Origin of the sequence: Pseudomonas sp. B15(2017) (assembly GCF_002113215.1) — a bacterium.
GTDB lineage: Bacteria > Pseudomonadota > Gammaproteobacteria > Pseudomonadales > Pseudomonadaceae > Aquipseudomonas.
In genome coordinates, this window is sequence record NZ_NEJZ01000013.1 from 91,553 (window position 1) to 114,847 (window position 23,295).

General features: G+C 63.5%; 8 protein-coding genes. 4 read left to right on the forward strand and 4 right to left on the reverse strand.

All coding sequences use genetic code 11. The features are described 5' to 3' along the window. Positions 1-12 precede the first annotated feature (12 nt). From CAF73_RS19295 to CAF73_RS19305, 3 genes are all read right to left on the reverse strand, one after another. Entirely contained in the window at positions 13-15,573 is a 15,561-nt protein-coding gene (locus tag CAF73_RS19295; protein WP_085703519.1) for a non-ribosomal peptide synthetase, read from the reverse strand. Positions 15,574-15,753: 180 nt separating this feature from the next. Next, complete coding sequence (locus CAF73_RS19300) at positions 15,754-16,488, reverse strand: thioesterase II family protein (protein WP_085700193.1); 735 nt, start codon at positions 16,486-16,488, stop codon at positions 15,754-15,756. Positions 16,489-16,566: 78 nt separating this feature from the next. Next, the gene (locus CAF73_RS19305) at positions 16,567-17,739 is read right to left on the reverse strand and encodes an MFS transporter (RefSeq protein WP_085703520.1); all 1,173 of its coding nucleotides are present in this window, start codon (positions 17,737-17,739) and stop codon (positions 16,567-16,569) included. Positions 17,740-18,039: 300 nt separating this feature from the next. On the opposite strand from CAF73_RS19305, the gene CAF73_RS19310 reads away from it, so the two are divergent. From CAF73_RS19310 to CAF73_RS19325, 4 genes are all read left to right on the forward strand, one after another. Further along, positions 18,040-18,840: a glucose 1-dehydrogenase gene (locus CAF73_RS19310; protein ID WP_085703521.1), complete on the forward strand. Its 801-nt coding sequence runs from the start codon at positions 18,040-18,042 to the stop codon at positions 18,838-18,840. Continuing rightward, positions 18,833-20,659, forward strand: coding sequence for a glycoside hydrolase family 15 protein (locus CAF73_RS19315; protein ID WP_085703522.1), 1,827 nt, complete (start codon positions 18,833-18,835; stop codon positions 20,657-20,659). Before CAF73_RS19310 ends, CAF73_RS19315 begins: the two co-directional genes overlap by 8 nt. A gap of 308 nt (positions 20,660-20,967) precedes the next feature. Further along, positions 20,968-21,357 (forward strand): hypothetical protein, encoded by a 390-nt coding sequence (locus CAF73_RS19320; protein WP_085703523.1) that lies wholly within the window; start codon positions 20,968-20,970, stop codon positions 21,355-21,357. Positions 21,358-21,367: 10 nt separating this feature from the next. After that, positions 21,368-22,267: an alpha/beta fold hydrolase gene (locus CAF73_RS19325; protein ID WP_085703524.1), complete on the forward strand. Its 900-nt coding sequence runs from the start codon at positions 21,368-21,370 to the stop codon at positions 22,265-22,267. Here CAF73_RS19325 and CAF73_RS19330 read toward each other — a convergent pair. Beyond that, positions 22,236-23,219 carry a GlxA family transcriptional regulator gene (locus CAF73_RS19330; protein ID WP_085703525.1) on the reverse strand — a complete coding sequence of 328 codons (984 nt, stop codon included), beginning with the start codon at positions 23,217-23,219 and terminating at the stop codon, positions 22,236-22,238. The genes CAF73_RS19325 and CAF73_RS19330 overlap by 32 nt on opposite strands. Positions 23,220-23,295 lie beyond the last annotated feature (76 nt).

Genomic DNA, 23,295 nt, shown 5'->3' on the forward strand with positions numbered 1-23,295 from the left:
GCCGTGGTCCTCTCAGGAAATCAGTTTTTCAAGTTCATCTGCTGATAAACGATTGAGAGCCTCCAAGGATTTAGCCAAAACATCATGAACGGGCTGCAAATCGGGTTGCAGGGCTTGTACGGCTTCGCTGAAAGCCGCCAGATCGGCACTGGCGAACAGGCTGGCCAACGGCACTTCGAAGCCCAGCAACTCACGCAGACGCAGGGCCACCTGCGTGGCCAGCAGCGAATGACCGCCGAGCTCGAAGAAATTGTCTGTCAGGCCGACCCGCTCCAGTTTCAGGACATCGGCCCAGACCCCGGCGATCTGCCGTTGCAGTTCAGTTTCAGGCGCCACATAGCTGTGTTGCAGCAGGCTGGCGTCCGGTTGTGGCAGGGCCTTGCTATCAAGCTTGCCGTTGGCGGTCAGCGGCAGGCTGTCGAGGAGCAACAGGTGCGCCGGCACCATGTAATCCGGCAAGTTGTGCTTGAGCGCCTGGCGCAGGCGTTCACGCCACTGACCCTGCTGGTCGAGCTCGACCGACTGATCGGCCACCAGATACGCAACCAGTTGCACGCCGCCGGCGCCTGGCTGATCCAGCACCACGGCCTGACGGATTTGCGGCAGCGCCAACAGTTGCGCCTCGATTTCACCCAGCTCGATACGGAAGCCACGGATCTTCACCTGATGGTCGATACGCCCGGCGTACTCGATCCGGCCATCGGCGCGATAGCGCGCCAGGTCACCGGTGCGGTACAGCCGCGCACCGTCGCCAGCGAACGGGTTCGGCACGAAACGCAAGGCGCTGAGGTCGGCACGCTTGAGATAACCGCGTGCCAACCCGGCACCGCTGACGTGCAACTCGCCGATGCAGCCCTTGGCCACCGGTTTCAGGTCGGCGTCGAGCACGTACCAGCCCAGATCCGGGATCGGCTCGCCCAGCGGGCTGCCGGCATCCTGTTCGAGATCGGCCAGGGTCAACGGTCGGTAGGTCACATGAACCGTGGTTTCAGTGATGCCGTACATGTTGATCAGCTGTGGCGCGGCATCGCCGAAGCGTTCGAACCATGGACGCAGGCTGCGCACTTCCAGCGCTTCACCGCCAAACACGACGTAACGCAACGACAGTTGCGGAACCTGCGGCGCATCGCAAGCGACTTGCATCAGTTGCTTGAATGCCGACGGCGTCTGGTTGAGCACGGTGATGCGCTCACGGCACAGCAGCGCATGAAACTCCTGCGGCGAGCGGCTGACGCTGTGCGGTACGATCACCAGACGCCCGCCATGCAACAGTGCGCCGAAGATTTCCCAGACCGAAAAGTCAAACGCATACGAGTGGAACAGCGTCCAGCGGTCCTCGGCACCGAAGTTGAACCAGGGCTGCGTGGCCTCGAACAGACGCAGCACGTTGTCGTGAGCCAGCAGCGTACCTTTCGGCTTGCCGGTGGAGCCCGAGGTGTAGATCACGTAAGCGAGGCTGGCGCTGTCGGCCCAGACCTGCGGATCGGTTGCCAATTGATCCTGCCAGCGGCTGTCATCACCCAGCAGCAGGGTTTCGACGCGCTCGGCAACCTCCAGATGATCGAGCACACCCGGCTGCATCAGCAGCAAGGCAATGCCGCTGTCTTCGATCATGTATTGCAGGCGCTCGGCCGGGTACTGCGGATCCAGCGGCAGGTAAGCCCCGCCAGCCTTGAGGATGGCGACCAGGCCGACGATCATTTCGATCGAGCGCTCGGCTGCCAGCCCCACCAGCACATCGGCCCCGACGCCCCGCGCGATCAGAGCATGGGCCAGGCGGTTGGCCCGGGCGTTGAGTTCGCCGTAGCTCAATTGCTCCTCGCCCAGGCTCACGGCAATCGCCTGCGGCGCCCGCCGCACTTGCGCTTCGATCAGCTGTGGCAAGGTGCGGGTTTGCGCAAAGGTGGCCGGCGCGCGGTTCCAGTCGTGCAACATCGCCTGTTGTTGTGCGTCATCGAACAGGCTCAGATCGGCCAGCAGACGTTGCGCGGGCGAGTCGGCCATTTGCTGCAACAGGTGCTGCAGGTGACCCGCGATCTGCTCGATCTGCGCTGCGCTGAAATGCTGACGGGCATAGGCGAACTGCAACGACAGGCTGTCGCTCAGGTCCACCAGCACCGTCAACGGCAGGTTGGTCTGCTCCTGGCTGCGCGCCTGGTCGAAACGCAAGCCTTGCGGCGCACCGTTGTTCAGCGCCTCCGACACCGGGTAGTTCTCGAACACCAGCAGGCTGTCGAACAAGCCTTCACCGCGTTGCCCGGACCAGCGCTGAATGTCCGCCAGTGGCGTGTATTCGAATTCGCGCATGGCCAGGTTCAGCGCCTGCACGGTTTGCAGCCACTCACCGAGGGATTGCTCGACACGCGGGGTGGCGATCACCGGCAGCGTGTTGATGAACAGACCGATCTGTTGCTCGACACCTGGCAACTCGGCCGGACGCCCGGCGACCGTAGCGCCGAACGCCACGGTCGGTTGCCCGGTGTAACGCTGCAACAGCAGCAGCCAGGCGGCCTGCACCACGGTGTTGAGGGTGACCTTGTGCTGACGGGCGAACGCCCCCAGACGTTGTGTCTGCTCACGGTCCAGCCAATGGGTCTGCTGGTCGTAACCGCTCTGGCCGGCAGTCGCCAGTGTATCGAGGCAACTGCGGGCCAGATGGGTCGGCTCGTCCAGGTCGGCCAGACGCTCCGTCCAGAAACGCTCGCTGGCCTGACCGTCCTGACGCTGCAGCCAGCCGATGTAATCGCCATAGCGGCCCACCGGCGCGGCCGGGGTTTCACCGGCGTAGCGTTGCATCACTTCGCCGAGCAACTGCGAGTTGCTCCAGCCGTCCATGAGAATGTGATGGCTGGTGTAGATCATCTCGAAGCGGTCATCGCCGGTGCGGACCAGCACCAGGCGCAGCAAGGGCGCCTGCAACAGGTCGAAGCCTTGTTGCAGTTGCTCCTGCGCCAGCCCGTCGAGCGCTCCCGCCAGGTCAGGCCGACCGCGCCAGTCATGCAGGCTGAACGGCAATTGGGCACGACGCTGGACGATTTGCAGCGGCTGCTCCTGCTCGGAGATCCACACGAAGCGCGTGCGCAGAATCGCATGCCGATCGACGGCGCCCTGCCAGGCCTGACGCAAACGCTCGGGATCAAGACCTTCGACGCTGACGCGCATCTGGTTGATGTAATCCCCCGAACCCTGTTCGTACAGGCTGTGGAACAACATGCCCTGTTGCATCGGCGACAGTGGGTAGATGTCTTCGACCTCGGCACCGGCGTGCGGCAAGGCATCGAGCTGTTGCTGGTTGAGCGGCGCCAACGGAAAGTCCGACGGCGTGACGCCGGCATTGCGTGCAGCGCAGCAATGCTCGATCAGCGCCGCCAGTTCGCTCACGTACTCATCCGCCAGACGTTGAATGGTCGCTTCATCGAACATCTCGCGGCTGAACGTCCAGCCCAGACTCAGCTCGCCACCGTAGACCTGACCATTGAGCTCCAGCCAGTTGCCCAGCGGCGCCAACGGACTTTGTTCGTCCCCGGCCTTTTCGCTGGCCGGGGCGAACAGTGTGCCGTCATCGAACTGGCTGTCGAATTGCCCGAGGTAGTTGAACGTGATGCGCGGTGTCGGCAGCGCCGCCAGCTCGCGGCGGGTCGCTTCATCACCGAAGTAACGCAGCACGCCAAAGCCCAGGCCCTTGCCGGGAATCGCCCGCAACTGTTCCTTGATCTGCTTGATTGAACCGTCGAGCGACGCGGTCGGGCTCAGGCGCACCGGGAACAGACTGGTGAACCAGCCGACGCTGCGACTCAGGTCAAGGTCGTCAAACAGGTCTTCACGACCGTGCCCTTCCAGCTGTATCAGGGTCGAAGCCTGCCCCGTCCAGCGGCAGATGACCCGGGCCAGCGCGGTCATCAGCAGGTCATTGACCTGAGTGCGATACGCCGCCGGCGCCTGTTGCAGCAGTTGTCGGGTCAGCGCTTGATCGAGGCGCGTCTGTACGGTGTGCGCATCGCGGTTTTGCAGACGGGCCTGCGGATTGATGCACGGCAGGTCGACGGGCGCATCAGCCAGTTGTGCGCGCCACAGATCGAGTTCACCCGCCAGTTGCGGCGCGTGCTGTTGCAAGCGTTCGGCCCAGTGCTTGAAGGCGCTGGTCCTGGCCGGCAGGCGCAGGGGTTTGCCGTCGATGCGCTGTTGATAAGCGCTTTGCAAATCTTCCAGCAGAATCCGCCAGGACACCCCGTCCACCACCAAGTGGTGCACCACCAGCAACAAGCGTTGTGAACCATCGGCCAGGCTCACCAGCAAGCCACGCAACAGCGGACCTTGAGCCAGGTCGAAGCTGCGCTGCGCCGCAAGGCAGGCGTCCTGCAACTGTTGTTCATCGCTGACCGAAGCCTGCATCAACAGCGCGTGCCTGACGGTTGTTGCGTGGTGATTCGCGGTCCAGCCGTCGGTGGTTTCAGTGAACGACAGGCGCAAGGCATCGTGATGCGCAACCAACGCCTGCAAGGCTTGTTCAAGTGCATCGGCCTCAATGCAGATCGCCGGCTTGAGCATCACCGACTGGTTCCAGTGATGACGCTCGGCAATGTCCGTCGCGAAGAACCACTGCTGGAACGGCAGCAACGGCGTGGCACCGCTGACCGGGCCCTGGTCGATCTGCCCCGCACCATCGCCCAGCGTCGCGACGCCTGCCAGTGCCTGGACGGTCTGATACTGGAACAAGTCCTTGGGGGTAAAGCGGATACCGGCCTGACGGGCACGGGCCACCACTTGAATCGAAATGATCGAATCACCGCCCAGTTCAAAGAAGTTATCGCCCAGCCCTACTCGCGGCAGCTTCAGCACATCAGCCCACACCGCCGCGATACGTTGCTCCAGCTCATTGCGCGGCGCGATGTATTCGGCCTTGCCGGCGCCCAATTCGGGTTTCGGCAGCGCCTTGCGATCCAGCTTGCCGTTGGGGCTCAACGGCATCTGCGCAAGATTCAGCCACTGATTGGGCACCATGTACTCCGGCAGTCCGGCGTGCAGGTGGCGCATCAGGCTGTCGCGCCAGTCTGCGCTTTCTTCGTTCAACACCACGTAAGCGGTCAGCAGCTTGCCGTCGATCACCAGCACCGCCGCCTCACGGACGTTGCCATGCTCCAGCAGACGCGCTTCGATTTCACCGAGCTCGATACGCAAGCCGCGCAGCTTGACCTGATGGTCGATCCGGCCGGCGTATTCGATCACGCCGTCGGCGCGGTAGCGCGCCAGGTCGCCGGTGCGGTAGATCCGCTCGCCATCGCCATAGGGGCTGACGGCAAAACGTTCGGCGGTCAGCGCCGGACGCTGGTGGTAACCGCGTGCCAGGCCGACGCCCGCCAGGTACAACTCGCCGAGCACACCGGTCGGCACCGGCTCGAGGTTGTCGTCAAGGATGTAGCAGCCGAGGTTGGCAATCGGCTGTCCGATCGGCACGCTGTCGCGGCCCTCCTCCACACACGTCCAGTGCGTGACGTCGATGGCGGCCTCCGTCGGGCCGTAAAGGTTGTAAAGCCCGGCCGCCGGCAGTTTGGCGAAGACTTGCTGTTGCGCGTCCGCCGGCAGCGCTTCGCCACTGCACACGATGCGTTGCAGGCGGGTGCACGTGGCGACGTCGGCGTCCTGCAGGAAGGCTTGCAACATCGACGGCACAAAGTGCAGCGTGGTGATGTGTTCGCGGTTGATCAACGCCACCAGTCTTGCCGGATCGCGGTGATCGCCCGGCGCTGCGACGACCAGCCGTGCGCCGGTCATCAATGGCCAGAAGAACTCCCACACCGAAACGTCAAAGCTGAACGGCGTCTTCTGCAGCACGCTGTCGCCCGCGCCGATCTCATAGGCCTGTTGCATCCAGCACAGACGGTTGGTCAGGGCGACATGACGGTTGCCGGCACCTTTCGGTTTGCCGGTGGAACCGGAGGTGTAGATCACATAGGCGAGGTTTTCACCGGTGACCGCCACGGCCGGATTGTCGCTGGCGAAGCCCTCAAGCGATTCCTCGAGCAACAGGGTTTGCACCTGCCCGCTCAATGGCAAGGCATCGAGCAGATGCGCCTGAGTCAGCAACAGCTGCACGCCGCTGTCTTCGATCATGTAGGCCAGGCGATCCTGCGGGTATTCCGGGTCGAGCGGCACGTAGGCACCCCCGGCCTTGAGCACGGCCAACAGACCGACGACCATTTCGATCGAACGTTCGGCAGCGATGCCGACCAGGCTTTCAGGCCCGACACCCTGCGCCATCAGCTTGTGCGCCAGGCGGTTGGCGCGGGCATTGAGCTGCGCGTAGCTCAGGCATTCGTCGGCGAACTTCAGCGCCGGGGCGCCCGGGGTGCGCAGCACTTGCGCTTCGATCAACTGCTGCACGCTCAGGTGTAGCGGGTATTCGGTGGCAGTGGCGTTCCAGTCTTCGAGGATCTGCTGGCGCTCTTGCGCGGCGAGCATCGGCAACGCGGCGATCGCTTGCTGCGGCTCAGCGACAATCGCCCGCAACAATGCCTGCCAATGTTCGAACAGGCGCGCAATGGTCGACGCTTCAAACAAGTCGCTGGCGTAGGTCAGGCTGACCATCAGCCCGGCGGCGGTTTCCGTGGTGTCCAGGGTCAGGTCGAATTGTGCGGTGGCGCTGTTCCACGGCAGGCCTTCGATGCGTAAATCCGCCACATCGGTGACCGGCGCCGCATCGCGCTGGTGGTTGAACAGCACCTGGAACAACGGGCTGTGGCTGAGGCTGCGCTCTGGCGCCAGCGCTTCCACCAATTGCTCAAACGGCAGATCCTGATGCGCCTGGGCGCCCATTGCAGCCTGCCGTGTCTGCGCCAGCAGATCACGGAAACTCGGGTCGCCGGCAAACTGTGCACGCATCACCTGGGTGTTGACGAAGAAGCCGATCAGGCCCTCGGTTTCGGCGCGGTTGCGGTTGGCAATCGGCACGCCGACGCGGATATCGTCCTGACCGCTGTAGCGGTGCAACAGGGTCTGGAACGAGGCCAGCAGGAGCATGAACATCGTCACGCCCTCACGTCGGGCAAGCTCCTGCAATTGCATGCTCAACGCGGGCTCCAATGGTGCATCCAGTCGCGCGCCGCGGTAGCTCTGCACCGCCGGACGCGAATGATCGAGCGGCAGCTCCAGCACCGGTTGTTCGCCGCCCAGTTGGCCCACCCAATAATCGAGCTGACGCTGACGCTCGCCCGCCTCCATCCACTGCCGTTGCCACTGCGCGAAATCGGCGTATTGCAGCGCCAGCGCGGGCAGTTCGAGCGGTTGGCCGGCGCGTTGTGCGGCATACATCGCCATCAGTTCGCGCACCATCACTTGCATCGACCAGCCGTCAGAAACGATGTGGTGCTGAGTGATCACCAGCACGTGATCATCCGCCGCCAGACGCAGCAGGCTGACGCGCAGCAGCGGCCCGTTCAGCAGATCGAACGGCTGGCGAATCTGCGCCTGCACCCAGTTCGAAAGAGTGTCCTCGGCGTCGAGGCTGTGCTGTTCAATCGTCAGTTGGCCCTGCGCATGAATCACCTGCACAGTGCGCTCGTCGTCCTGACGGAACGTGGTGCGCAACGGCTCGTGACGCGCCACCAGTTGATTGAAGCTGTTCTGCAACGCGGCGATGTCCAGCGCACCGCGCAAGCGCAGCGCACTTGGCACGTGGTAAGCGGCGCTGTCCGGCTCCAGCTGCCAGAGGAACCACTGCCGCTCCTGGGCATAAGACAACGCCAGTGCATCACCGCGTTGCAGCGCCGTCATCGGCACGCTTTCGCTGTGTTGCAGGGTGGCGCAGGCGGCGGCAAAGGCTTGCAGCGTCGGTTGCTCGAACAGGGTGCGCATCGGCACATCAATTTTGAGTGTCTGGCGGACCCGGGAAATCACTTGGGTAGCCAGCAGCGAATGGCCGCCTCGTTCGAAGAAGTGATCGTTGAGCCCCACCGCGCCGGACTCCAGCACGGCTTCCCAGATCTGCGCCAGCTGCACTTGCAGCAAGGTTTGCGGCGCTGCATGAACGCACCGGGCCTGGCTCAGCTCGACTTTTGGCAGCGCGGTGCGATCAAGTTTGCCGTTGTTGTTCAGGGGCAATGCGTCCAGCGCCAGCAGGTGCGCCGGCACCATGTAATCCGGCAGCACCTGTTGCAGCGAAGCCTTGAGCGAGTCCAGCCACTGCGCCTGCGCGGTCGCAGGTTCGGTGCCTGTTTCGGGCACCACGTAAGCCACCAGCTGCGCGCCGCCCGGAAAATCCTGAGCGATCACGGCCGCGGCGCGCACGCCCTCCTGCGCTTGCAGGCAGGCTTCGATTTCACCCATCTCGATGCGCAAGCCACGAATCTTCACCTGGTGGTCGATACGTCCGGCGTACTCCAGATCAGCGTTTTCGTTGTAACGCGCCAGGTCGCCACTGCGATACAGACGCGCCCCCGCCTCGCTGGCAAACGGGTCTGGCAGGAAGCGTTCGGCGGTGAGGGCCGGACGATCGAAATACTGCTGGGCCAGACAGGCGCTCGCGCCGATGCACAACTCGCCCACACCACCGGCCGACAACAATTGCCCGGCGCTGTCGAGCACGTACAACGCGCGGCCGGGAATGGCCCGGCCAATCGGAATGCCGAAGGTGTCGCTGGCATCGCTCAGGCGGCAGTCGTGAACGCTCGACACCACCGTCGCCTCGGTCGGACCGTAGGTGTTGAGCAAGCGTACGTGGCTCAGCCCTGCTTCGTGCCACAGGCGCAGGCCTTCGACCGACATGGCTTCGCCACCGACATGCACCTGGCGCAACGCGCCCAGACTCACGACGTTGCCGCCAGCGCATTCACGCGCCAGCAAGAACCAGTAAGCTGCCGGCAAGTCCGCCAGCGTCACGCCGTGGCCGACGATCTCGTCCGCCAACCGGATCACATCCCAGAGTTCGTCGCCGCGCATGATCAGCGCTGCGCCGACACACAGCGGCGGGTAACACTGCTCGACAAAACCGTCGAAGCTGAAGGTCGCAAATTGCAGCACGCGATCATCGGCAGTCAGCGCCGAATACTCGGCACCGGTCTGGCAGAACTCGCGCAGCGCCGCGTGAGCAATCGCCACGCCTTTTGGCTGACCGGTGGAGCCCGAGGTGTAAATCACGTAGGCCAGGTCATCGACCGTGGCGTGATTCAGCGGATCGCTGTCCGGGTAAGCGTCCAGCGTTTCGATGAGGTCGCCCAGTTGCAAATACTCCAGGCCCGCCGCAAGCGGCACGTCTTGCAGGAGAGCGGATTCGTCGAGCAGCAGATCGACCCGGCTGTCTTCGATCATGTAGGCCAGACGCTGGGCCGGGTAGTTGGCATCAAGCGGCACGTAGGCGGCGCCCGTTTTCAGCACCGCCAGCAGGCTGACGATCATTTGCGGGCCACGGCGCAGCGCCAGGCCGACACGTTTGCCCGGCGCCGCACCGCTGGCCAGCAGACGGTGGGCCAGGCGATTCGCCTGGCGGTTCAGTTCGTCATAGCTCAGGCGCTGGTCACCGCACTGTACGGCCAGGGCCTGCGGTGTGGCTTTGGCCTGCGCGGCAATACGCTCGTGCACCAGCCCGGTGTGCTGCAGCAGCAGCGCGGGTGGCCGGCAGTGGGCGAGCATGGCGTGTGTGGCGGCTTCATCGAGCAGCGTCAGGTTGCCGAGGCAATCTGTGGCGTCGGCGATCAGTTGCTCAAGCAAGTGGCGCAGGTTGGCGCAGAGCCTGTGCACCTGGGCGGCGCTGAATCGCGCAGCGTCGTAGCTCATCTCCAGGCTCAGCGTGGCGCCGAGTTCGATACCCAGCGTCAGCGGATAGTGAGTGCGTTCGTGGTTGTGCAGGTTGCCGAAGGTCAACCCGGCCGGAGCGCCCTGTTTCAGCGCCTCGGCGACCGGGAAGTTTTCGAACACCAGCAGGCTGTCGAACAGCGCCGAGCCCTGCTGCCCTGCCCAGCCCTGAATGTCGTACAGCGGCACATGTTCGAACTCGCGCAGAGCCAGGTTCTGCGCTTGCAGATCACTCAGCCACTGGCCGACGCGGTGATCCGGGCGCGGGTTGCACACCAGCGGCAAGGTGTTGATGAACAGCCCCAGTTGCTGCTCGATGCCCGGCAGCGGCGCCGAACGACCGGCCACTGTGGCGCCGAACGCTACGCAATCCTGCCCGGTGTAGCGTTGCAGCAACAGGCTCCAGGCCGCTTGCAGCAACGTGTTGAGGGTGACTTTCTGCTGACGGGCGAACTCGCCCAGACGCCGCGTTGCAGCTTCGTCGATCACCTCGCGATGCTCGTCAGTGCCATGGCCGCCCACGGGCGGACGCAGGGCATCGGCAAGCAGCGTCGGCGCCTGCAACGGCGCCAGCGCAGCCTTCCAGAACGCCTTGCCGGCGTCTGCCGATTGCTGCTGCAACCAGCCCATGTAATCGCGGTAATGCCCGACCGGCGCCGGCAGTGAGCGCCCGGCGGGGTAGTGAGAAATCACCTCGCCGAGCAACTGGGCATTACTCCAGCCGTCCATCAGGATGTGATGGCTGGTGTAGATCAAATGCCAGTGATCGGCGCCGGTGCGCACCAGTTTCAGGCGCAGCAGCGGCGCGCAGTCGAGTTCGAAACCCTGCGCCCGCTCAGTCTCGGCCAGCGCATCGGTGTCGGTGTTGTCCAGCACTTGCAGCGGCAGTTGCACCTGACGGCTGATCACCTGATGGGCGCTGTCCAGGCCTTGCCAGTGGAAGCTGCTGCGCAGCACGTCATGACGCGCCAGCGCCGCTTGCCAGGCACTGGCAAAACGCTGCGGATCGAGGCCCTGAATGTCCAGACGCATCTGGCTGATGTAAGCCTCGGCCTGCGGTTCATACAAGGTATGAAACAGCATGCCCTGCTGCATCGGCGACAGCGGATAGACATCTTCGATGACAGCAGCGGCGACCGGCAACGCATCCAGTTGCGCCTGGCTGATGCGCGCCAGCGGGAAGTCCGATGGCGTGGCTTGCGCAGTGTCGAGGGCGCAGCAGTGCTCGATCAGCGCCGTCAGTTCGACCGCGTAGCGATCAGCCAGGCTTTGCACGGTGGCACGGTCGAACATCTGTGAACTGAAGCCCCAACTCAGGCTCAATTGGCCGCCGTAGACCTGGCCTTCGACGGTCAGCCAGTTGTCCAGCGGCGCCTGTGAATCCTGGGCGACACCGCCGGACTCGGCGGATGGCACCAGCAGCGCCTGCTCATCGAACTGACGGTCGAACTGCCCCAGATAGTTGAAGGTGATGCGCGGCGCAGGCAATGCGGCCAGTTCTTCGCGCACCGACGGCGCGGCCAGATAACGCAGCACGCCATAACCCAGACCTTTGTCCGGCACCCCACGCAGTTGTTCCTTGATCGCCTTGATCGAACCGTCGAGATCCTCGGTCGCCACCAGATTGACGGCGAACAGGCTGGTGAACCAGCCGATGGTGCGCGTCAGGTCGATGTCGTCGAACAGGTCTTCACGACCATGGCCTTCCAGTTGAATCAGGGTGCCGGGCTGCCCGCTCCAGCCACTGATGGTCCGCGCCAGGGCCGTCAGCAACAGATCGTTGACTTGCGTGCGATACGCCGCCGGTGCCTGTTGCAACAATTGGCGCGTGCGCTCGGCGTCCAGACGCCATTCGATCTTTTCCCCGAAACGGTTTTGCAGGCTGCCCTCAGGACGTTCGCACGGCAGATCCCGTGCGCCGTTGTGCTGGGCTTTCCAGTAAACCAGTTGATCGTCGAAGCGCGCAGCCTCGGTGCTCAGGCGCGCAGTCCAGCTCTGGAACGCGCTGGTCTTGGCCGGCAATTGCACGCCACCGCCCGCCGCGAGCTGTTCGTAGGCTTGCTGCAAATCTTCCAGCAACACACGCCAGGACACGCCGTCGACCACCAGGTGATGGAGGATCAGCGACAAGCGCTGAGTGCCATCGGCCATGCTCACCAACACGGCACGCAACAACGGCCCGCTGGCCAGATCAAGACTGCGTTGGGCTTCGTCGCAATGGGCGGTCAGTTGCTCGGCCGTTTCGGCCGTGCGCTGCCACAGGTCAGCGCGTTCGAGCTGTGCGGCGTACGCTTGCTGCCAGCCTTCGGCACCCTCGACAAAACGCAGGCGCAAGGCATCGTGATGATTGATCACATGGGTCAACGCGGCGTCGAGCCACTGAGCATTCAGCGCCTCGCGCGGGGTCAGCAGCAGGGACTGGTTCCAGTGCTCACGCCGGGGCATCGCGCGGCTGAAGAACTGCTGCTGGATCGGCCCCAACAAGGCTTCGCCCGTGGCCGGCGCCTGATCCACCGAACTGTGACGGTCGAGGATCGCGACCAGCGCCAGACTGCGCACCGTCTGATACTGGAACAGATCGCGCGGGCTGATACGGATCCCGGCCTGCCGCGCGCGGCTGACCACTTGAATCGAAATGATCGAATCGCCGCCCAGCTCGAAGAAGTTGTCTTCCAGACCCACGCGTTGCAAACCGAGCACGTCTTCCCAGATCGCCGCCAGGGCTTTCTGCATGGCATCCTGCGGCGCGACAAAAGCTTGCTGCGGCGCGGCATCCGGCTGCGGCAAGGCTTTGCGATCCAGCTTGCCGTTGGCGGTGACCGGCAACCTGGCCAGCGTCATCAGGTAAGTCGGCACCATGAATTCCGGCAGGCTGCCGAGCAGCCAGGCCTTGACGTCCTGTTGCCACTGTTCGTCTGCCTGAGCGGTTTCCAGCACCAGGTAGCCGACCAGATGTTTACCACCCTGCACCAGCACCACGGCTTCGCGCACCAGCGGATGCTGCATCAGGCGGGTTTCGATTTCGCCCAGCTCGATACGCAAGCCACGCAGCTTCACCTGATGGTCGAGACGCCCGAGGTATTCGATGACGCCGTCGGCACGCTGGCGGACCCGGTCACCGGTGCGGTACAGGCGCGCGCCTTCGTGGAAGGGGCACGGTACAAAACGCTCAGCGGTCAGTGCCGGACGCTGGTGATAACTGCGCGCCAGCCCCGCTCCGCCCAAATACAACTCACCCGCCACGCCGCTCGGCACCGGCAACAGTTCGGCGTCGAGCACATGGGTGCGCAGGTTGGCGATGGGCCGCCCGATCGGCACGCTGTCGGCGCCTTCGTCGACACAGGTCCAGTGGGTGACGTCGATGGCCGCTTCGGTCGGGCCGTACAAGTTGTAGAGTCCGGCATTCGGCAGTTTGGCGAACACTTGCAGTTGCGCGTCCAGCGGCAGCGCTTCGCCGCTGCAGACAATCCGTTTGAGCCCGACACAGGCCTCGACGCCCGGCTCATGAATGAACGCCTGCAACATCGACGGGACAAAGTGCAGCGTGCTGATGCCGTAGCGGTTGATGGTCTCGATCAACAGCGACGGATCGCGGTGCGCGCCCGGCGCTGCCACGACCAGACGCGCACCGGTCAGCAGCGGCCAGAAAAACTCCCAGACCGACACGTCAAAGCTGAACGGGGTTTTCTGCAGCACCGAATCGCTGGCATCCAGTGCGTAAGCCTCCTGCATCCAGCACAACCGGTTGACCAGCGCCGCATGACTGTTGCCGGCGCCTTTGGGTTTACCGGTGGAACCGGAGGTGTAAATCACGTACGCGAGGTTTTGCGGATCTACGCCGCCCTCGACACGGCTTTCGCTGTAGCGATCCAGCCAGTCGGCTTCCTGATCGAGGGTAATCACTTTCACCCCGGCAGTCGGCAGCGACGACAGCAGCGCACTCTGGGTCAGCAGCAAGGTGATGCCGCTGTCCTCGATCATGTAGGCCAGGCGCTCTTGCGGGTACTCCGGATCCAGCGGCACATAGGCGCCGCCAGCCTTGAGAATCGCCAGCAGGCCAATCACCATTTCCAGCGAACGCTCGACGCAGATCCCCACCAGGCTGTCGGCGCGCACGCCTTGCTCACGCAACAGATGAGCCAGTTGGTTGGCTCGCGCATCCAGTTGCGCGTAGCTCAGGGTTTGTTCGCCGAACACCAGCGCCGGTGCATCCGGGGTACGGGCCACCTGGGCTTCGATCAATTGATGAACGGGTTGCCCGGTCGGATAAACCGCTGTCGTCGCGTTCCAGGCATGAACCAGCCTGTGCTGCTCATCTGCGTCCAGCAATGGCAGTTCACCAACGCGTTGCGCGGGATCAGCGACCATGGCCTTGAGCAGACGCAACCAGTGGCGCGCCATACGCTCGATGGTCGGCGCGTCGAACAGATCGCTGGCGTAAGTCAGGGCGGCGTGCAGCTTGCCGCCCTTCTCGTAGGTGTCGAGTGTCAGGTCAAACTGAGTGGTGCGGCTTTGCCAGTCGAGGCTGTCGAGCACCAGGCCCGACGCGGTGCCGAGGGCGGCGATATCGGCCACCTGCGGCTGGTGGTTGTACATCACCTGGAACAGCGGTGTGTGACTGAGGCTGCGCTCCAGTTTCAGTGCTTCGACCAGTTGCTCGAACGGCAGATCCTGATGCGCCTGGGCGCCGAGCGCCGTCTCTTTGATCGCCTGCAACAACGCATCGACGCGGGTCTGGCCATCGATCTGGGTGCGCAGCACCTGGGTGTTGACGAAGAAACCGATCAGGCCTTCGATCTCGGCGCGATTGCGGTTGGCAATCGGCACGCCGACACGGATATCGGTCTGCCCGGTGTAACGGTGCAGCAGCGCATTGAACGCGCCAAGCAACAACATGAACAAGGTGACCTGATGCTGTTGCGCGGTGGTGCGCAACTGGTCGGCCAACGGGCCGTCGACGGCAAACTCGTAGCGCGTACCGCGATAGCTCGGCATGGCCGGACGCGAATGGTCCAGCGGCAGTTCCAGCACCGGATGCTCGTCGCCCAGCTGCGCCTGCCAGTACTCCAGTTGCCGCGCTTGCTCGCCAGCCTCCAGCCAGCGACGCTGCCACAGCGCGTAATCGCTGTACTGAACCGGCAGGGCCGCCAGCGCCGGCAACTGGCCGGCGTCAAAGGCGTCATAGCAGCGGATGAATTCGTCGATCAGCACATTCATCGACCAGCCATCGGAAACGATGTGGTGCAGGGTCAGCAGCAAGACGTGCTCCTGCTCGGCGAGCTTGAGCAACGTCACCCGCAGCAACGGCCCGACCGCCAGATCGAACGGCAACACCGATTGCTGCTCGGCGGCACGCACGACAGCCTGCTCGCGCTCGGTGGCCGGCAGCGCACTGAAATCTTCGTGCTGGATGTTCAAGGAAGTCGGGGCCGGCACTTGCAGCAGGCTGTCATCCGCCTGGCGCTGGAACACCGTGCGCAAGGTTTCATGTCGCTCCACCAGCGCAGCAAATGCCTGCTCCAGCGCTGACAGGTTCAGCCGTCCGGTCAGGCGCACCGCGCCCGGCAAGTTGTAGGCGCCGCTGTGCGGATCCAGTTGCCAGAGAAACCACATCCGTTGCTGCGCGTAAGACAACGCCTGGCGATCGTCGGCCTCGATCCCGGCGGGAATCGGGAAACGGGCGAAATCCACGCCCTCCTTTTGCAGGGCCGCGAGGAACATCTGGCGCTTTTCCAGGGGCAACCCGATAAACCGGCGAGCAAGTTTCAAGGAGTCTTCAGCATTCATTTCTCAGCATCCGGATCAGTAGGCAGGAAGCACAAAGGCACGTCGTCCCTATAAAACGAATGCACACCGGAAAAATTAGCGAATGAGAAGAAGTATCAGCAGGTCAGCGGCAAGCCCAAAGCTGCGAGCTGAAAGAAGAAACGACTACAGGCAGACAGCCTGCAGTCGTCGATTGAAAATTCAGGCAATGGCGGGCATCGAGTGCCGGCGGTGATGTACGTCGAGCTGATCCTTGATGACCTTCAGCACTTTGGCCTCGTGTTCATGGATGAAGAAATGACCGCCGGCCAGCATGTCCACCGAGAAACTGCCGAGGGTTTCCTTGCTCCAGCCGATCAATTGCTCGGTGGTCGCGCGATCAGTGGTACCGCCCAGCACATGCACCGGGCATTTGAGCAGCGGGCGCTGGATCGGCTGAAAACGTCCGCACAACAGGAAGTCGGCACGCAGTACCGGCAGGGTCAGGCTCATCAATTCGGCGTTGGCGAGAATGTCTTCGCTGGTGCCATTCAAGGTGCGCAACTGCTCGATCAGTTCGGCATCGCTCTTGGGTTCGGCGAAACCGCGGTCATAGTCACTGCGCAGCGTCGGCGCCGCCGTACCGGAGGCGAACAATGCAACCGGCTCCGGCAATCCCAGGGCGCGCAAGGCATGGGCCAGCTCGCAGGCCAGCAGCGCGCCGAGGCTGTGGCCGAAAATGGCATAAGGCGCGCGCAGGGTCGTTTGCAGTTCGCTGGCCAATTGACGGGCCAGCGCGCGCATATCGGTTTGCAGCGCTTCGCCAAAACGTGCGCCGCGACCCGGCAGCTCGACCGGTTGCAGCGTCAGCCACTGCGGCAATTTGCGTCGCCAGCGGCTGTAGACCATGGCACTGGCGCCCGAATAAGGAAGGCACAGCAATGTCAGCTGAGTCACCCGGCTTACCTCGAAAAGTTGTCTGTATAGAAGAACGAAGGCAGCCCTGCAGAAATTAGCCCGCGCGCGTCTGTTCAGTCATTTCAAGTGGCGGAAACTCTGCACCGCGGAGCCCAGCACCACCGCCCCGGCGGCAATCGCCAGCCAGAAACCGCTGCGGGCGCCGAACGCATCCACCAATGCGCCGGAACCGGCAGCGCCGATGGCCACACCGATGCTCAGGCCGGTGACCAGCCAGGTCAGGCCTTCGGTGAGCTTGGCCGGCGGCACGATGCGTTCGATCAACGCCATCGCCACGATCAGGGTCGGCGAGAAGAACAGCCCGGCGATGAACACCGCGACAGCCAAGCCGAAAATGTTGCTTGCCAGCAGCAACGGCAACGTGGTCACCGCTGTCGCCAGACCGCCGTAGAGAAACAGGCGCGGCAGCGGCAGTTTCGAACGCATCGCGCCGAAGGCAATGCCGGCCAGACAGGAACCGATGGCGTACACCGACAACACGATGCTGGCCGCCGCCGGCTGGCCCTGCTGTTGGGCGAACGCGACGCTGACCACATCCACCACGCCGACAATCACGCCCATGGCGAGCATCAACGCCAGCAACCATTGCACGTCGGTCGAACGAATGATCGAACCCTGATGCTGCGACTCACGCGGATGCACCGGCGGCTCGGTGCTGCGCTGGGCAACAAACGCCGTCACGCCAATCGCCAGCATGATCAGCGCCGCCAGTGGCCCGGCCTCGGGAAACACGCCAACGCACAGCCCCACCGACAACGGCGGGCCGACGATGAAGCAGACCTCGTCGAGCACCGACTCCAGTGCATAGGCGGTCTGCAATTGCGGCTGGCCGCGATAGATTTCGGTCCAGCGTGCCCGCGCCATCGCCGACATGCTCGGCATGCATCCGGCAAGTGCGGCGCAGACAAACAGGGTCCAGGTCGGCGCCTGCAAACGGGTGCACAGCAGCAACATCAGCAGCGCGCCCCCGCCGATCAGCGCCGCCACCGGCAGCACTCGCCCCTGACCGAAGCGATCCACCAGTCGTGACACCTGCGGCGCGCAAAACGCCGTGGCCAGGGCAAACGTCGCTGCCACCCCACCCGCCAACGCGTAGCCGCCGGTCAATTGCGAGAGCATCGTGATCACGCCGATGCCGGTCATGGAAATCGGCATGCGCGCGATCATCGCGGCCATCACAAAGGCCCGGGCGCCGGGGGCGTTGAACAACTCGCGGTAAGGGTTTGCCATCGGATGCAGCCTCATCAGGGGCGGCCAAGTTGCCACAAAGCCTGACGGGCGGGGAAGCGAGGAATTGTTGGTGGAATGTGAAGTCCCCAACGCGCGCAGGGCCAATCGCTGCTGCGTTGATCGTTCCCACGTCGAGGCGTCGAACCGTCCGCGTGGGAGTGCATCCCGGGACGCTCCGCGCCCCATGCGGACTCGGGAACGCCCAAGAGAAACCTGTCGATCATTTCATGTACGCGGATGAACTCTCGCCGCCGGCCATCAGTCAGCTAAATAAGCCCCCAACCCAAGGCGCAACCCTGCATGCAGATTTCCCTCGCCCGCCAAGTGGCTGTTGTCACCGGCGCCAGTTCCGGCATCGGCCACGGCGCCGCCAAAGCTCTGGCCGCCGCCGGTGCTGCCGTCGTCATCAACTACAACCGCCAGGCCGAGCCGGCCGAAGCGCTGGCCCGGCAGATCGTCGCCGACGGCGGTCAGGCCATCGCCATAGGCGCGGATGTATCGAAGGAAGAAGATGTAGAGCGGCTGTTCCAACAGACCCTCGATACCTTCGGAACACTGGACATTCTGGTGGCCAATTCCGGCCTGCAAAAAGACGCGGCGGCTGTGGATATGTCGCTGGACGACTGGAACACGGTAATCGGCGTCAACCTCACCGGCCAGTTCCTCTGCGCTCGCGCCGCGCTGCAGATCTTCAACCGCCAGGGCGTGCGCGAAGGCGTGTCCCGGGCTGCCGGCAAGATCATCCACATAAGCTCGGTGCACCAGCGCATTCCCTGGGCCGGGCACGTCAATTACGCAGCGTCCAAGGGCGGCGTCGATCAGTTGATGCAGACTCTGGCCCAGGAGGTCAGCCACCAGCGAATCCGCATCAACGGCATCGCGCCGGGGGCGATCCGCACGGCGATCAATAAGGACGCCACCGAAGGCGACGCGGGCCAGGCCCTGCTCAAACTCATCCCTTACGGGCGCATCGGCGATGTCGAGGACGTGGCCAATGCGGCGGTGTTCCTCGCCTCCGATGCCTCCGACTACATCGTCGGCACCACCCTGTTCATCGACGGCGGCATGAGCCTCTATCCGGAGTTCCGTGGCAATGGTTGAGCATCAATCCGAACGACAAAGCCCCATCGACGCCCACGGCATCATTGGCGACCTGCGCAGCGCCGCGCTGATCAATGACAAGGGCAGCGTGGATTTTTTCTGCTGGCCGGAGTTCGACAGCCCGTCGATCTTCTGCTCGCTGCTCGATACCCCCGATGCGGGGATTTTCCAGTTGGCCCCGGACCTGCCCGACGCCCGGCGCGAGCAGATTTACCTGCCGGACACCAACGTTTTGCAGACCCGTTGGCTCAGCGATCACGCCGTGGTGGAAATCACCGATCTGCTGCCCATCGGCGACAACGACGATGCACTGCCGCTGTTGATGCGCCGGGTGCGGGTGGTCAGCGGGCAGGCGACGTTTCACCTGCGCTGCGCCGTTCGGCACGACTATGCCCGCGCGCAAACCCGCGCCGTTATCGATCAAAAGGATGTGCTGTTCAGCGCCAGCGGGCAGCCAACACTGCGGCTGGCCTCGGACCAGCCCTTGAGCGTCGGTCAGGACGCCGCCGTCGCGCAATTCACCCTCAAGCAGGATCAGACCGCCGCGTTCATGCTCGGCGCCAGCGATGATCCGCGCTTTGCCGAAGGCGCCGCGCAGTTGTGTATCGAGCGCACGCTGAAGTTCTGGCGCGACTGGATCGGCCAGTCCAACTACCGCGGTCGCTGGCGGGAAATGGTCAACCGCTCGGCCCTGGCCCTGAAGCTGCTGACCTCGCGCCAGCACGGCGCGATCCTCGCCGCCGCCACCTTCGGCCTGCCGGAAACCCCCGGCGGCGAACGCAACTGGGACTATCGCTACACCTGGATCCGCGATGCCTCGTTCACCGTCTACGCCTTCATGCGCCTGGGTTTTGTCGACGAGGCCAACGGCTACATGCGCTGGCTACGCGGGCGGGTCAGCGATTGCAGCGGCCATCGGATGAAGCTGAACATCCTCTACGCGATCGACGGTCGCCAGGAACTCCCGGAAACCGAACTCACGCATTTATCCGGACACGGCGGCGCAAAACCGGTGCGCATCGGCAATGGCGCCTACGACCAGATCCAGCTGGATATCTTCGGCGAACTGATGGACGCCGTTTATCTGGTCAACAAGTACGGCGACGCGATTTCCCACGAAGGCTGGAAACATGTGATGGAAGTCATCGATCAGGTCTGTGAGACCTGGCAGACCAAGGATGTAGGCATCTGGGAAATGCGCGGTGAGCAACATCACTTCCTTCATTCACGACTGATGTGCTGGGTGGCGCTGGACCGGGCGATCCGCCTGGCCTCGAAACGCTCGCTGCCGGCGCCCTTCGCCCGCTGGGACCAGACCCGCCAGGCAATCCACGCCGACATCTGGGACAACTTCTGGAACGAAGAGCATGGGCATTTCGTGCAATACCAGGGCGGCACGGCGCTCGATGGCTCGATGCTGCTGATGCCGCTGGTGCGTTTTGTCAGCGCCAAGGATCCGAAATGGCTGGCGACGCTGGAAGCCATCGAAAAACACTTGGTGCGTGACGGCATGGTTTATCGCTATCGCAATGACGATGCCGGCATCGATGGTTTGTCCGGCACTGAGGGCGCCTTTGCCGCGTGCTCGTTCTGGTACGTCGAATGCCTGGCCCGCGCCGGGCAAGTGGAAAAGGCCCATCTGGAGTTCGAGCAACTGCTGCGTTATGCCAATCCACTTGGGTTGTACGCGGAGGAATTCGATAACCGTGGCCGGCATCTGGGTAATACGCCACAGGCATTGACCCACCTGGCGCTGATCAGCGCGGCGAGTTTTCTGGATCGCAAGTTGAGTGGGGAGAAGAATTACTGGCAGCCGTAGTCATATTTCTTCGCCAGAGCCTGTAAGAAAAATCGCAACTCCAATTGCCGTTTGTAGGAAGGCCACCGACGAACGGCAAACAACCCCGAGCCTTGCCCTTGGCGGGCCGGCCCACACAATCTATTCCTTTCGATACAACTGGTTGATGGCACGGCCTGCAAAAACCTGCCAACCCCGTGTAACGCTTGGCCCGCAACTCGCACTTACACCCCGAAATACCTTGTTGCCAGCTGTTACATCCACCCCTACCATCCACCGCAACGGGCACAGCGGAGCTGTCCAATAAAAACCCGATTCAAGGAACCAGAATGAGCCAACGCATCCACCGCCCCATCGATTCCCCTCTGCGTACGGGCCTAACCCGCGACGAACTGTGGGAAGCCGCCGACAAGGGCCTGATCAAATGCTGGGAAATCGGCCGCCAGCGCGCCGCCCGCTTCCCCGACCTCGCCCAACGCTGCAGCGCCGACGAACTGCCGGTGCTGGGCTGGAAAGGCGGGGTCAGCCGCAGCCTGAAGAAGAATGAAAAGTACGGATCGCTGAAATACCTGGCCCAGTGGCAAGGGTTGCGTGGCGAGGATCTGGATATTGATTTGGGTTCAGAGCGGGTCATGACCTGCTCGCGGACGAAAATGGTGGTGACGTTTACGCCGGATCGCAGCAAGTATTTCAATCAGGTGGCGGAAGCTGAAACTTGAGGAATCCCGTATGACCCAAGCCGTGATGCCGTTTTGCAAGACTGAAAGTCTGACCATCGCCTATGAGCATCACGGCCCTGAAGACGGCGCGCCGGTCATCCTGCTTCACGGCTTCCCCTACTCCCCCCGCGCCTACGACGAAATCGCCCCGTTCCTCGCCGCCGAGGGTTATCGAGTGATCGTGCCGTACTTGCGCGGTTACGGCCCGACCCGTTTCAACAGCGCGGACACGTTGCGTTCCGGCCAGCAAGCGGCGCTGGCTCAGGATCTGCTGGATCTGATGGATGCGCTGGGTATCGAGCAAGCGACGTTGTGCGGTTACGACTGGGGCGGTCGGGCGGCTTGCATTGTGGCGGCGTTGTATCCCGAGCGGGTGCGTGGGTTGGTGACGGGCGATGGCTACAACCTGCAAGACATTCCGAATTCGGTCCAGCCGCTGGATCCGCAGAGCGAGCACCGTTATTGGTATCAGTACTACTTCCACACACCCCGTGGCGTTGCAGGGCTGACGCAGAATCGTCGGGCGCTGTGCGAGTTGCTGTGGCAATTGTGGTCACCGACCTGGGCGCGGAACGCCGAGCGTTATCCACTGAGTGCGCCGGCGTTCGACAACCCGGATTTCGTCGAGGTGGTGATTCACTCTTATCGCCATCGGTTCATGTACGCGCCGGGTGATCCGGCGCTGGAAGGCATGGAGCAGGCGCTGGAGAAACAACCGGCGATCAGCGTTCCGACGATTTCGCTGTGCGGTGCCGATGATGGCGTCGGCCCGGCTCCGGAAGACGATGAAGATGCGCAGCACTTCACCGGGGTTTACGAGCGGCGGGTGCTGGCGGGTGTCGGGCACAACATTCCCGAAGAAGCGCCGGGCGAAACGCTCAAGGCATTACTGGACCTGCTCCAGCGCTGACCGAAAACCGCTCCCGATACGCCTGCGGCGTCACGCCCATGGCCCGCAGGAAACTGCGTCTTAACGTCTCTTCACTGCCAAAACCACAATTGGCCGCGACCCGCTTGATCGGCAACCCGGTATCGCTCAGCAAGCGACGCGCGGTTTCGACGCGGATCAGTTCGATGGCCCGGGCCGGGGTCTGGCCGGTGTCGGCGCGGTAGTGGCGCACGAAGCTGCGTTCGCTCATGCCGGCCTGTTCGGCGAGGGTCGGGATGCCCAGATCGCAAGTCAGGTGTTCGGCGATCCACGCGTGCAGATCATCGAAGCGGTTGCCCTGTTTTTGCAGTGACAGCGTCACGCTGAATTGCGACTGCCCGCCCGGTCGCTTGAGGAACACCACCAGTTGCCGGGCGACGTCCAGGGCCATGTCGCGGCCGAGATCGTCTTCGACCATGGCCAGCGCCAGGTCGATGCCGGCGGTGACGCCCGCCGAGGTCCAGACCGGGCCGTCGTTGATGAAGATCGGATTGGGCTCGACCTGCAAGCGTGGATGTCGCTGCGCTAGTTGCTCGCAACGGGTCCAGTGGGTGACGACCCGGCGACCGTCGAGCCAGCCGCTGGCGGCCAGCAAAAACGCCCCCGTACAGACCGAAGCCACGCGTCGGCAGCCATTGGCATGTTCGCGCACCCAACTCACCAATTCGGCGTCTTCGGCAGCGGCGTAAACGCCCCAGCCACCGGCGATGATCAGCGTATCGCTGGGCTGTTTCGGCAGCGGCTCGGCCAGCATCGCCAGCCCGGCGGAGGAGTTCACCGCCCCGCCGCCGCTGGCGATGACCAATGGCGCGTAAGGCGCAGGCAAACCCTGCTGGCGGGCGATATCGTTGGCCGAGGCGAAAACCTGCAACGGCCCGGTGACATCAAGCAATTGCACATTGGCGAAGGCGAGTACGTGGATAGTTTTCGGCATTTGGCGTAATTCGAGGGCTTATTGGCGTATGCGCCAAAACCTACGCGCCTACAGTGAAGACGTCTACCCCCCTTTT